At 56.1% G+C, this 13146-nt stretch carries 14 protein-coding genes; all 14 read left to right on the forward strand.

Annotated features, from left to right (window positions below; all coding sequences use genetic code 11):
* Position 1 precedes the first annotated feature (1 nt).
* The 14 genes from AC1D1F_RS16945 to AC1D1F_RS17010 are packed head-to-tail and all read left to right on the forward strand — an operon-like array spanning position 2 to position 13102.
* Positions 2 to 646, forward strand: coding sequence for a class I SAM-dependent methyltransferase (locus AC1D1F_RS16945; RefSeq protein WP_477675914.1), 645 nt, complete (start codon positions 2 to 4; stop codon positions 644 to 646).
* Positions 643 to 1521 (forward strand): aldo/keto reductase, encoded by an 879-nt coding sequence (locus AC1D1F_RS16950; protein WP_477675913.1) that lies wholly within the window; start codon positions 643 to 645, stop codon positions 1519 to 1521. The genes AC1D1F_RS16945 and AC1D1F_RS16950 overlap by 4 nt, the downstream gene beginning before the upstream one ends.
* Positions 1518 to 3545 carry an aminotransferase class III-fold pyridoxal phosphate-dependent enzyme gene (locus AC1D1F_RS16955; protein ID WP_477675912.1) on the forward strand — a complete coding sequence of 676 codons (2028 nt, stop codon included), beginning with the start codon at positions 1518 to 1520 and terminating at the stop codon, positions 3543 to 3545. Before AC1D1F_RS16950 ends, AC1D1F_RS16955 begins: the two co-directional genes overlap by 4 nt.
* 8 nt (positions 3546 to 3553) lie before the next feature.
* On the forward strand, positions 3554 to 4696 hold the full coding sequence (gene pseG, locus AC1D1F_RS16960) for a UDP-2,4-diacetamido-2,4,6-trideoxy-beta-L-altropyranose hydrolase (RefSeq protein WP_477675911.1): 1143 nt from the start codon (positions 3554 to 3556) through the stop codon (positions 4694 to 4696).
* Positions 4686 to 5960, forward strand: coding sequence for a UDP-4-amino-4,6-dideoxy-N-acetyl-beta-L-altrosamine N-acetyltransferase (gene pseH / locus AC1D1F_RS16965; protein ID WP_477700783.1), 1275 nt, complete (start codon positions 4686 to 4688; stop codon positions 5958 to 5960). The genes pseG and pseH overlap by 11 nt, the downstream gene beginning before the upstream one ends.
* A gap of 2 nt (positions 5961 to 5962) precedes the next feature.
* Entirely contained in the window at positions 5963 to 7009 is a 1047-nt protein-coding gene (pseI, locus tag AC1D1F_RS16970) for a pseudaminic acid synthase (RefSeq protein ID WP_477675909.1), read from the forward strand.
* A complete protein-coding gene (locus AC1D1F_RS16975; RefSeq protein ID WP_477675908.1) occupies positions 7002 to 7673 on the forward strand; it encodes a PIG-L deacetylase family protein in 672 nt (223 codons plus the stop codon). The genes pseI and AC1D1F_RS16975 overlap by 8 nt, the downstream gene beginning before the upstream one ends.
* Positions 7670 to 7861 carry a hypothetical protein gene (locus AC1D1F_RS16980; protein WP_477675907.1) on the forward strand — a complete coding sequence of 64 codons (192 nt, stop codon included), beginning with the start codon at positions 7670 to 7672 and terminating at the stop codon, positions 7859 to 7861. Before AC1D1F_RS16975 ends, AC1D1F_RS16980 begins: the two co-directional genes overlap by 4 nt.
* A gap of 40 nt (positions 7862 to 7901) precedes the next feature.
* Positions 7902 to 8636: a cytidylyltransferase domain-containing protein gene (locus AC1D1F_RS16985; RefSeq protein ID WP_477675906.1), complete on the forward strand. Its 735-nt coding sequence runs from the start codon at positions 7902 to 7904 to the stop codon at positions 8634 to 8636.
* Complete coding sequence (locus AC1D1F_RS16990) at positions 8636 to 9541, forward strand: hypothetical protein (protein WP_477675905.1); 906 nt, start codon at positions 8636 to 8638, stop codon at positions 9539 to 9541. The genes AC1D1F_RS16985 and AC1D1F_RS16990 overlap by 1 nt, the downstream gene beginning before the upstream one ends.
* Positions 9534 to 10505, forward strand: a complete 972-nt coding sequence (locus AC1D1F_RS16995) for a Gfo/Idh/MocA family protein (RefSeq protein ID WP_477697571.1) — start codon at positions 9534 to 9536, stop codon at positions 10503 to 10505. The genes AC1D1F_RS16990 and AC1D1F_RS16995 overlap by 8 nt, the downstream gene beginning before the upstream one ends.
* Complete coding sequence (locus AC1D1F_RS17000; protein WP_477677396.1) at positions 10502 to 11809, forward strand: DegT/DnrJ/EryC1/StrS family aminotransferase; 1308 nt, start codon at positions 10502 to 10504, stop codon at positions 11807 to 11809. Before AC1D1F_RS16995 ends, AC1D1F_RS17000 begins: the two co-directional genes overlap by 4 nt.
* Before the next feature lies 1 nt (position 11810).
* A complete protein-coding gene (locus AC1D1F_RS17005; RefSeq protein ID WP_477697585.1) occupies positions 11811 to 12350 on the forward strand; it encodes a GNAT family N-acetyltransferase in 540 nt (179 codons plus the stop codon).
* Positions 12347 to 13102 (forward strand): hypothetical protein, encoded by a 756-nt coding sequence (locus AC1D1F_RS17010; RefSeq protein ID WP_477677398.1) that lies wholly within the window; start codon positions 12347 to 12349, stop codon positions 13100 to 13102. The genes AC1D1F_RS17005 and AC1D1F_RS17010 overlap by 4 nt, the downstream gene beginning before the upstream one ends.
* The last annotated feature ends 44 nt before the right edge of the window (positions 13103 to 13146 follow it).

Raw genomic sequence — 13146 nt, forward strand, 5'->3', positions numbered from 1 at the left:
TATGCAGAAAGTCATTTTTTTGAACGATGAGGGTGACGCGTGGTTTGAACGCAATCACCAAGCCATGCAGGATCGGGAATTCAGTCGCGAAGAGCCCGTTATCAATGCTTCGATAAAGGCACTGCCGTTGATCGGACATTCAAAGCCGAGGTTGCTGGAAGTCGGCTGTGGAGAGGGAAAACGACTGGCGTGGATGAGTGAACATCTCGGCATGGAGTGCCATGGGATCGAACCATCTGGGAAAGCTGTGGCCTCGGCGAAAGCAATTGGAGTTCTCGCTCAACAAGGCACGGCGGATGCTTTGCCATATGACTCGGGCACGTTCGATATTCTTGTATTTGGATTTTGCTTATACCTTTGTGATCGCGAGGATTTATTTCGGATTGCCCAGGAAGCCGATCGTGTCTTGAGGCCGGATGGCTGGATAGTTATCCAGGATTTTTTCTCTTTAGCACCCGCTCGGCGTGAGTATCACCATAAACCCGGGATTTTCTCCCACAAGATGGATCATCGTCGCCTCTTTGATTGGCACCCTGCCTACACTTGCTTTTCCCACGAATTGACTCAACATGGCGGACCAGGATTCACGGACGACCCGCAAGAGTGGGTTGCAACCTCGGTGCTGAGAAAGGCACGTTTCGCATGAAGCGGCTTGCATTGGGAACTGCTCAGTTTGGTTTGCGCTATGGCATTGCCAACAAAGGTGGACAAGTAGGGTTAGGTGATATCGCGGAAATTTTGGCACTTAGCCGTGAAAATAATGTCGACACGCTAGACACCGCTATTGCTTACGGCCAAAGCGAAACCAGTCTCGGAGGGGTCGGCATCAATGGTTTCAAAGTAGTAACCAAACTGCCAGCAATGCAAGAGGATGTCGACAACGTGGAGGCATGGGTGCGTGAACAGATGAAAGCCTCTCTTGCGCGCTTGGGCGTGACACGGATTTACGGCTTGCTACTGCACCGCGCCGAACAGCTCATTGGGCCTCATGGTCAGGCGCTTGCCCGGGCGTTGCAGGCACTCAAAGAGGATGGTTTGGTTGTGAAGGTCGGGGTATCCATTTACGAACCGGAGCAGCTGGCTTCAATCATTCCGGTCTGCATGCCTGATCTAGTGCAGGCGCCATTGAATCTGCTTGACCGGCGCCTGGTTTCATCGGGCTGGTTACAGCGCTTGCACGATTCTGGCGTGGAAGTGCACACGCGCTCTGCGTTCCTTCAGGGGCTGCTACTGATGCCTCGAGTCTCGATTCCATTTAAGTTTGAACGCTGGAGCTCCACGTGGGATATATGGCGTGAGTGGCTGACTGAAAATACGGCCTCCGCGACTCGTACCTGTTTGCAATACCCGCTTTCTTTTCCTCAGGTTAGTCGCGTTGTTGTCGGCGTGGATACCGTCGAACAATTTAAGGAACTACTGAGCGATTTAGCGGGCATAGATATGGCTGCTCCATTGCCGGACTTTACCTGCACCGACGTGGACCTCCTCGATCCTTCAAAGTGGAATCAAGCTAGATCATGAAAATCGTTGCTGTCGTCCAGGCCCGCATGGGCTCGACCCGATTGCCCAACAAGGTCATGAAGACGATCGGCGGCGTGCCGATGATCGCGCTGCTGTTGGCCCGTCTTTCGCGTTCCGTCGAGTTGCACAAGATCATCGTGGCCACGTCGATCGATCCCAGGAATCGCGTCCTGGTCGAGCATGTTCAAGGCTTGGGTTATGCCTGTGAACAGGGCAGCGAGAACGACGTGCTGGATCGCTTCGTCAAGGCCGCCAAGGCGCACCAGACCGATGTGGTCGTGCGCATCACTGGCGACTGCCCGATGGTGGATCCCGCGCTGGTAGATGAATGCATTCGCCGATTCCGCCTCGCCGGTGTCGATTATTTCAGCAATGTGAGCCCGGCCACCTATCCCGATGGACTGGACATTGAAGTAGTGACCCTGGCCGCGCTGGAGCGGACGCTGCAGGAAAGCGACAGCCAGTTCGACCGTGAGCACGTGACGCCTTATGTTCGGACATCCGGTCGTTTCGCGACAGCCGCGATGCAGAACGAGCAGGACCTGTCTAGTTTGCGCTGGACCGTCGATGAGCCGGCTGACTTCGAGGTAGCGAGCAATGTCTTTGCGCACTTTGCCCCGAATATCCATTTCGGGTGGCGCCAGGTGCTTCAACTGCAATCGGATGCGCCCGCGATGTTCGCGGCCAACCACCAGATACTACGAAACGAAGGAGCGGCAATGGGTAACGGTCAAAAACTGTGGAAACGAGCCAAGCAGATCATTCCGGGCGGCAACATGCTGCTCTCCAAGCGCGCCGAGATGTTCCTGCCCGAGCAATGGCCGGCTTACTTCAGCAAGGCCAAAGGCTGCAAGGTCTGGGATCTCGACGGCAAGGAATACATCGACATGTCCATCATGGGCATTGGCACCAACATCCTGGGCTACGGTCATCCGGAAGTGGACGCCGCCGTCCAGCAAACCGTGGCGGCCGGCAACATGTCTACCTTCAATTGCCCTGAAGAGGTTTACCTGGCTGAGAAGCTCGTTGAACTTCATCCATGGGCTGACATGGCCCGGCTGGCACGCTCAGGTGGTGAAGCCAATGCCATTGCCATACGCATTGCACGCGCAGCCTCAGGTAAAGACAAGGTGGCTGTGTGTGGCTATCACGGCTGGCACGACTGGTATTTATCCGCCAATCTGGGTGATGGCGAGAATTTGGCTGGCCACCTTTTGCCGGGCCTGGATCCAAAAGGTGTACCGCAAAGCCTGCGCGGCACGGTATTTCCGTTCAACTATAACAATTACGCAGAGCTTGAAACCCTGGTAAGCGCGCAGGACATTGGTGTCATCAAAATGGAGGTTGTGAGGAATAAAGGTCCTGAAGACAACTTCCTGCACAAAGTGCGCAAACTCGCCACAGACCGCGGAATAGTTCTGATCTTCGACGAGTGCACTTCTGGCTTTCGCCAGACTTTTGGGGGCTTGCACAAAATGTATGGCGTAGAACCCGACATGGCCATGTTTGGAAAGGCTTTAGGCAATGGCTACGCCATAACGGCAACCATTGGCCGGCGCGAAATCATGGAGGCCGCTCAATCTACCTTCATTAGCAGTACTTTCTGGACGGAGCGCATTGGACCGAGCGCGGCGTTGAAGACATTGGAAGTCATGGAGCGGATGCAGTCTTGGAACACAGTTACGCAGACTGGCATGGAGATCCGCCAGCTTTGGCAGCAATTAGCAGATAGACATGGCCTGGGTATTGACCATTGGGGGTTGCCTGCGCTTACCGGGTTCACCTTCCAGAGCCCTCATGCATTGGCCTATAAGACTCTTATCACCCAGGAGATGCTTGCCAAGGGTTATCTGGCCGGTAATAGTGTTTATGTGTGCACCGAGCACACACCTGAAGTTGTTGCCAGTTTCTTCGAAGCACTCGATCCTGTTTTTGGCCTGATCAAAGAATGTGAAGACGGTCGTGACGTGATGAGCCTGTTGAATGGCCCTATATGCCATGGCGGCTTCAAGCGCTTAAATTAACTATTCAGATGCAAGTCGCCTTTCGCACCGACGCCTCGTTGCAAATAGGCAGCGGCCATGTCATGCGCTGCTTGACTCTCGCCGACGCGCTCAAAGCACAGGGGGCGGAGTGCCATTTCATCAGCCGTGAGCACCCCGGTCATCTGCTGGAGTTGATACGCCAGCGCGGGCACAAGGTTAGTGGTTTAGTGCCGCCCGCCACGCCTCCTGAGGTGGCTGTTAAAAGCAAATTAAATGAAGACCTCATTCCCAAGCAAGAATCGATACACGCTGCCTGGTTAGGCAGCACCTGGCAGGCCGATGTGCAAGAGACGACCGCCATTCTGGCCACCCTGCAACCCGCCTGGCTGGTAGTCGACCATTACGCGCTTGATCAGCGTTGGGAAGAGGCGCTTGCGCCGCATTACCGCAAGCTGTTGGTTATTGACGATCTGGCAGACCGACCACACCACTGCGACGTACTTCTGGACCAGAACTGGTTTGGCGAGGACACTCCAGCGCGCTATCGCAACCTGGTGCCACCACATTGCAAGTGCCAGCTAGGGCCCGAATACGCGCTACTAAAACCTGAATATGCGCAATTGCGGGAATCGATGCCCCCGCGTGATGGCACCGTGCGCCGGATGGTGGTATTCCTTGGTGGCAGCGACGCGACCAATCAAACGAGCAAAGTGCTGGAGGCGTTGGTGCAGCCCGGCTTTGCACACCTGCGGGTGGATGTTGTGATCAGTCAAAACCATCCGGATATCGAATGCGTCGCTGCACAAGCTGCCGCCAGACCGGGAACTACCTTGTATCAGGACCTGCCTACGCTTGCGTCCTTGATGGTGCACGCAGACCTGATGATCAGCGCTGGGGGTTCGACCACTTGGGAGCGCATGTGTCTGGGTTTGCCTGCCATTGTCATCAGTGTTGCCGCCAATCAAACCCCCACCAACCTCGCTTTGGTGAATGCAGGCTATATTGTTTTCTTAGGCGATAAGAACGAAGTAAGCAGCTCAAATATTGCGAAGGCTATTACTTGGTGTCTGGAAAATCCCGCGGCGCTCAAGGCGCAAAGCCTTCTTTGTCAAAAATTGGTAGCAGGCGATGGCGCGCAAATAATTAGCCAGCAACTGCTGCAAGGTGGCGGGGCCCGATATGCCGCTTAGACCACTCACAGAGGAAGACCTGTCGCTTGTGCGAGCCTGGCGCAATGCTCCCGAAGTGCGACGCAACATGTACACCACGCATGAAATCTCTGCGGCCGAGCACCAGGCGTGGTTTGCGAGACTGAAAGACGACGCCACATCGCGCTGGTTTATCCATGAAGATGCTGTGGGCCGGGCCGATGGCGTTGTTTACTTTACCCATCTTCAGTCTTCAAGCGGGAGTGCTTTTTGGGGGTTCTATGCTGCACCAGGTGCTTTGCAGGGCACGGGTACGCGGCTGGGGTTGGATGCCCTCGACGCTGCTTTTGCCGTGTTGGGCCTCCATAAGTTGAATGCTGAGGCCATTGCGAGTAACGAGGCAAGTCTGCGATTTCAAAAAAAGTTGGGGTTTAAAGAAGAAGGTCAATTCCGTGACCATCACTTCAACGGTCAAAGCTACGTCAATGTCGTACGGCTTGGTATCTTGGCTTCAGAGTGGGCGCTCAAACGAGAAGAGATCCAGAGCCAAATCGCCGAGGCGAATCCGGGGGGACAACCAATCAATGCGTTTGAACCGAATCCAGGAGGAGTGCGAAAATGTTACATCGTGGCAAGTTGCAAGCCTTGGAACGAGTCCAATTTCAACTTGTTGAAATCTGAGATTGAGGCAGACTGGCGCTGGGTAAGCACTCAAGAACAACTGTCACAAGCCCTTCTTACCTGCAACCCGCGCTATATTTTCTTTCTACATTGGAACTGGTTCGTTGCCGGCGATATTTGGAAAAACCATGAATGCATTTGTTTTCACATGACAGATGTTCCCTATGGCCGGGGAGGGAGCCCGCTACAAAATCTGATTGTTGTTGGGCACAAGGAAACGAAACTCTCGGCGCTGCGTATGGTGGAAGAGATGGACGCTGGGCCGGTTTACACAAAAAGACCGCTGTCGCTAGAGGGCCGTGCCGAATCAATCTATAGGCGTGCAGGCGCACTCAGTTTTGACATCATTCGCTGGTTGATTGCAAACGAACCAACACCGGTGCCCCAGCAAGGGGAGGGGATTACATTCAAGCGGCGTAAACCGGCGCAAAGTATATTGCCAGCCCAAGGTGACCTTGAAACGGTGTATGACCACATACGCATGCTTGATGCGCCGAGCTATCCATTGGCTTTTATTGAGCACGGTGAATTTCGGCTTGAGTTTTCCAATGCCGTTTTCAAAGGCGACGACGTAACGGCCGATGTCAAAATTTGCAAAATCAAACCACCGTCAGCGGAGGATTAATGATGACCTACAAAATCAATGGCCGTGCAATCGGCCCAGACCACCCACCCTACATCATTGCCGAGCTTTCGGCTAACCATAATGGGGTGTTGGCTCGTGCGCTGGAGACGATTGATGAAGCCGCACGCGCCGGCGCAGATGCCATCAAGTTGCAGACCTACACCGCAGATACGATGACGATCGACTGCGACCGCCCGGAATTCCTTATCAAAGGAGGGCTTTGGGACGGCTACAAGCTCTATGACCTGTATAAATGGGCCGAAACACCTTTTGAATGGCATCAGGCGATGTTTGAACATGCACGCAAGCGTGGCATCACGGTGTTTTCCACCCCATTCGATGAAACGGCTGTTGACCTGCTTGAAAGCCTAAATGCGCCGGCTTACAAGGTGGCTTCTTTTGAGGTTACCGATTTGCCACTTATCCGCTACATCGCAAAGACCGGCAAGCCGATGATCATGTCAACCGGTATGGCAAACGAATTAGAAATTGAAGAAGCCGTTACCACAGCGCGTGAAGCCGGTTGTGAAAATCTTGTGCTTTTGCACTGCATCAGTAGCTACCCTGCTCCCATGGATCAGGCAAATTTGCGTCAAATGGCAGAGCTTGCGCAGCGCTTTGGCACTATTCCAGGCTTGTCGGATCATACGTTGGGCACCACTGCATCTGTGGGTGCTGTTGCGTTGGGTGCATGTGTCATTGAAAAACACTTCACCTTGAGCAGGGCTGACAAAGGCCCTGATAGCGAATTTTCCATTGAACCCGCTGAATTTGCGCAACTCTGCCAAGCATCGCGTGAGGTGTGGTCTGCGATTGGCAAAGTGGGCTATGAGCGGCAGCAGGCCGAAACTGGCAGCAAATTGTTCCGTCGTTCGATCTACTTTGTACGTGACGTGGCGGCAGGTGCGGTCGTCACGGCGGAGGATATCCGGCGCATTCGACCGGGGATGGGATTGGCACCCAAGCACTTTGACACGCTTGTTGGGAAGCGTTTGAAAGTTGGTGTTGCACGTGGCACAGCTACAAGTTGGGATCAGTTTGATGCGTAAAACCGTCTTGGTCGTAGCTGCCCACGCCGATGACGAGGCGCTTGGTTGCGGTGGAGCGATTGCACGCCACGTTGCGGAGGGCGACATTGTGCATGCTGTATTTCTGACCGATGGTGTAAGTTCTCGGCAGGGTTCAAATACGCATGAGTTGGATCGGCGGCTTGCTGCCACTGAACAAGCGCGCCAGGTCCTGGGTATTGCGACAACTATTTTCCTGGGATTGCAAGATAACCGCTTGGATGGTTTGCCGCTTATTGATGTCATCCAGCCCTTGGAAGAAGTTATACGTCAACTCAACCCCCAGGTCATCTACACCCACCATTATGGCGACTTGAACATCGACCACCGTGTCGCACATCAGGCCGTCATGACTGCTTGCCGTCCGACGCCGGAATGCTCTGTCAAGGAAATTTACGCGTTTGAGGTAATGTCAAGCACGGAGTGGAGCAGTGCAAGCCTGCGGCCGTTTTTGCCTACGATGTTTATTGATATTTCTGCTTACCTGCACATCAAGGTAAAGGCTTTGCAGGCTTATGCCCTGGAAATGCGGCCAGTGCCACATTCCCGTAGCGTGGAGCATTTAACTGCACTTGCGCACCATCGTGGATATTCCGTGGGTGTGGATGCCGCAGAGGCTTTTATGGTGATAAAGACTTTACGGTGATAAGCGACAAAGGCGAGTTCGGCAAGGCCCTCAAGGCCGGCGACCTGTTCACCAACGGTGCGATCCGCAGCGTCAGGCCCGGCTTTGGCCTTGCGCCAAAATACCTGGATGAGGTGGTCGGCCATTACCTCGACGGCGGTGCGGTGTTCGGCACGGCCGCGACCTTGAATCATCTGAAGGGGCGCTGAAGTCGCCTCCCGCCGCATAAGGTTTATTGAAAGAATCCGCATGAGAATCGTTGCAACCATCGAAGCGCGCATGACTTCCAGCCGCCTGCCGGGTAAACCGCTGCTGACTGCCGCAGGTGCGCCCATGCTTGAGCACCTGGTACGCAGATTGAAGGCCGTGCCGTCGATCGATGCGATCGTCCTGGCAACGACGGTCAATGCCGCCGACGCACCGCTGGTCGAACTCGGCGGCCGTCTCGGCATCTCCGTATTCAGGGGGGACGAGAACGATGTGATGCAGCGCGTCATCGATGCCGCCGCCTCGGCCGATGCCGATGTGGTAGTCGAGATCACGGGTGATTGCCCGATCATCGATCCCGAGGTCGTCGAGCAGACCATCCGGATGTTCAAGGCCCATCACGCCGACTACGTGAGCAATGCCCATGTGCGAAGCTATCCCGACGGTATGGATACCCAGGTGTTCACGCTGGATACGCTCAAACGGTCGGCGCGGATGACAGACGATCCACTCGATCATGAACACGTGACGCTGCATATCCGGAATCATCCGGAAGTGTTTACGCATGTGCATCTGGTTTCGCCGCCCGAAACGCATTGGCCCGAGCTGGGCCTCACGCTCGACGAGCACAGCGATTACGAATTGCTCAAGAAAATCATCGAACATTTCGATGCGCACACTCCCTTGTTCTCCTGCCTCGATGCGGTGCGCTTTCTGCGCAAGTTTCCCGAGTTCGCCGAGATCAACAAGGACGTCGCGCGCAAGGGCAATGCCTGATGGAACATGTTGCAGTCGTCGCCCATGATGCGGGAGGCGCTGAAATCCTGAGCAGTTGGCTGAGCCGCGCCCCTCGCAGTTGCAGCGCTGTCGTTGCCGGGCCTGCCGCGGCGATATTCAGGCGGAAGTGCCCCGAAGCCGAATACCTGAGCCTGGATGAGGCGCTGGACAAGTGCGCTTGGGTGCTCTGCGGTACCGGCTGGCAGAGCAGTTTTGAGCGCGAGGCGATTATGCGCGGCCGGGCGAAGGGAAAGAAAACGGTGGCTTTCCTGGATCACTGGGTCAACTATCGTGAACGTTTCCAGGAGGCAGGTCAAAGCGTATTGCCCGATGAGATATGGGTCGGCGACGAAGATGCGGAGCGCATTGCCCGTCCTCTCTTCCCGGAAGTTCCCGTGGTGTTGCAGGCGAATCCGTACCTCGAGGATTTATTGGTGGAAATCGCCCGGATGAGCGCCGGCAAATCCCGTCCGTCCGCAACGAGTGTCTTGTATGTCTGCGAACCTGTTGCCGATCATGCCCTCGCGCAGTATGGCAATGAGCGTCACTGGGGCTATAACGAGCACGATGCGTTGCACTTCTTCCTGGAAAACATCGATCGCCTGGGGAAGAAGATCGATGTCATCACCATTCGTCCTCATCCATCGGAGCGCGCGGATAAATACCATTGGGCTCGCGATTTCACGGCGCTGCCCATCAAGTTCGGCGGACAGCGGACCTTGCTTGAGGAGACCATCGAGTCCGACATCGTCGTCGGTTGCGAATCGATGGCGATGGTGGTCGGCCTGTTGGCAGGGAAGCGCGTGATCAGCACCATTCCGCCGGCTGGCCGGCCTTGCCAGCTACCCCAGGGCGGGATCGAGCATATGCAAAGGCTGGCCGCAGGGGCCGCGCATCATGTCTGAGTCTTGCGTCATCATCGGTCTCGGCCAGATCGGGGTGGGATACGACCTCGATCTTCCGGCCGACGCCGCCGTTTACACGCATGCCCGCGCGATTGTTGCGCATCCCGCATTTCAGCTCGTGGGAGGGGTGGATGTTTTGCCCGATCAGCGCGCCCGCTTTGAGCAACACTACGCCTTGCCTGTTTTTGATTCTGTCGAATCCGCAATGCGGCAGCTACAACCGGATGTGGTGGTGATCGCGACGTCCTCCGCATCGCATTGCGCCATCCTCGCCGAAGTCGTCAAGACCTGCCGGCCCAAATTGATAGTGTGTGAGAAACCCCTGGCGTACCAATTGGAGGAGGCCCGGGCCATGGTGCGGATTTGCGAAGACGCCGGAATCGACCTTTTCGTGAACTACATTCGCAGGACCGACCCTGGCGTGATCGAGATCAAGCGGCGGATCGAAAGCGGTGAGATCAGCACGCCGGTCAAGGGAAATGCCTGGTATTCGAAAGGAATACTGAACAACGGCTCACATTTTCTCAATCTGCTCGAATTCTGGCTGGGCGATATAAAAAGCACCACAGTCATAGATTCTGGCCGCCTTTGGGATGACCACGATCCTGAGCCCGATGTAGAAGTCCGGTTCGAGTGCGGTGCCGTGGTTTTTCGCGCGGCTTGGGAGGAAGCCTTTTCCTATTACGGCGTGGAATTGTTGAGCCATTCCGGGCGCCTGAGGTATGAGCGGGGCGGCGAGTTGATCGAGTGGCAGGCAGTGTATTCCGACCCAAGCTTCAAGGGCTATAAAATCCTGGGTAGCGAACGGGAGGAGATTGCCAATGGCATGGCGATCTATCAATGGCACGTCTACGACCAGATCCGCGATCACTTGGCCGGCAAAGCCACCGCGCTGTGCACCGGGCGGCAGGCCTTGAAGACGCTTGAAGCAATCGAATCCATCATTAAACAGAGAACATCATGAGCACAGAGAAACTGGCACTGTTCGGCGGGCCCAAGGCAATTACCCAGCCATTCCAACGATACAACTCGCTCGGCAAGGAAGAGGTCGACGCGGCCCGCCGCGTGGTGGAGAGTGGCAATCTGTCGCAGTTTCTGGGGTGCTGGGAACCTGATTTTTTCGGCGGCCCCAAGGTCCAGGAATTCGAAAAGCAATGCGCCGCGTATTTCGACGTGAAGCATGCCATCACAGTCAATTCCGCGACTTCCGGCCTCATCGCCGCAATCGGTGCGGTCGGTATTGAGCCGGGCGACGAAGTGATCGTGTCGCCCTGGACGATGTGCGCGAGCGCCACCGCAATCCTGCACTGGAATGCGATCCCCGTTTTTGCCGATATCGACCCGGTGACGTTCTGCCTCGATCCTGCATCCGTAGAAGCCAACATCACGCCTTACACAAAAGCCATCATGGCGGTTGATATCTTTGGCCACTCGGCCGATATGGATGCGCTGATGGCAATTGCCGCGAAACATGGGTTGAAAGTTATCTCGGACACCGCGCAAGCGCCTGGCGCCCTTTACAAGGGCAAGCTGGCGGGCACCTTGGCGCATGTCGGCTGTTATAGCCTGAACTACCACAAGCACATCCATACCGGTGAAGGCGGCATTCTGGTCACGAATGACGATGCGATCGCCGAAAAACTACAACTGATCCGCAACCATGCCGAGGCAGTCGTCGCCGGCAAAGGCGTGACTGACCTGAGCAACATGATTGGCTACAATTTTCGCCTCGGCGAAATCGAGTGCGCGATCGGCATCGAGCAGCTCAAGAAGCTCAAGGGTTTCGTCGCCAGCCGCCAGCATGCCGCCGCAGGACTGGCCGCGGGTCTGGCAGGCTTGGCCGGGCTGCGGACACCGGTTGTCCAGCCTGACTGCACGCACGTGTATTACACCTATCCGATGCTTCTGGACGTGGCGCAACTCGGTGTGTCGCGTGCCCGCATCATCGAGGCGATCGAAGCCGAAGGACTTGTGGGGCTGGCGGCCGGTTACGCAAATGTGCATCTGCTGCCCATGTACCAGCAAAAGATCGCCTACGGCTCGTCGGGCTTTCCGTGGTCGTCAGATATCTGCCGCCGCGACGTGAGCTATGCGAAAGGCATCTGCCCCGTTGCGGAGGCGCTGCACGACACGACTTACCTCGGCTTCGAAATGTGCTTGCACCAGCTCACGGATCCGGAAGTGCAGGCGATGGTGCGGGCATTCAGGAAGGTCTGGGCCAATCTGGATGCACTCAGGTCCGCATTCCCCACTGACAGGGGCCATTGAGTTGATCGACGGTTTCGTCAGCCTGTCGGGACGCAAGATATTGCTGCGTCCCTTCGAGCAATCGGACATCACGCCCGAGTACGTTGCGTGGCTGAACGACCCCGAGACCGTGAGATACAGCAATCAGCGATTCATCGTGCACACGGAATCGTCGTGCCGCGCATACCGGGAGAGCTTCCTGAACACGCCCAATCTGTTCCTGAGCGTGAGGATCCAAGGCGAGGACCTCGCCATCGGCACCATGACGGCGTATGTCTCCCCGCAGCACGGGGTTGCCGATATCGGCATCATGATAGGACGCAAATCGGCCCGGGGACAGGGTACCGGCCAGGATGCCTGGAATACGCTGGTGAACTGGTTCATCGATGAGCGGCGGATCCGGAAGGTGGCGGCGGGCGCGATGGGCAGCAACAAGGCGATGATCAGGGTGATGGAGCGGTCGGGCATGCACTGCGAGGCAGTGCGCCCGAGGCACGAGCTGCTGGACGGCGAGCCCCAGGATCTGCATTTCTACGGCAAATATGCGCAGGCGGCCGATTGAGCGCGCTGACGGTGGAGGAAGAGGGACGCATGAAGATTTTGAAGTCGATCTATTCGTGGTTGAGGCAGCGGATTCCGGAAGTCTATTTCCGGATTCGGCATGCCCATTCGATATTCTCAAAGCGATTCTTCACGCTGTCTGTCTTCGGCCACATCGAGCTGGAGAGCGATTTCGGCCTGAATGAGAGCAAGGCAATAGACCGGGGCAATAAAGCGCCGGACGGGCGCTATTACAGCAGGTACCACACCGTCGACTGGGCCGGCCTGCCTCCGTCCATCAAACAGGCAATCAGGAATTACGACAGCGTGCTGAGGATGTTCCTCGGCGATGGATATCTCGTCAACGACGGGCTGGTGTGGCGCAACTATGCGATTCCGGAGGCGTATCGCAACACCGAACTGTTCAGCCAGAACTGGCACTACGACAAGGTGGTCGATTTCAGGAATGTCCAGCTCTTCGTGCTGGTGAGCGATGTGTCGGTCGACGACGGCCCATTCGAGTTCGTCGCCAATCCGGACGAGCACAAGCTCCTGCCATCGGTGATGGATAGAAACAACAAGGATTTAAACCTGATCGCGCGCAAGCTCACGGGCAAGCGCGGCGACACGCTGCTTTTTTCAACCGGCTCGACACCGCATCGCGCGGGTATTCCGGCTGAAGGCCGGTATCGGGACATCTTCAGCATCGCCTTCTTTCCCGCTTATACCAACATTGGGCAAAGTTCGATTGCCTTGCTTGCGGGGCCGGATTGAAACGACATGACATCGCGCCCCAAATGCAGTCCGCAACGGTCATG

The organism is Polaromonas sp. P1_H6 (assembly GCF_056405195.1).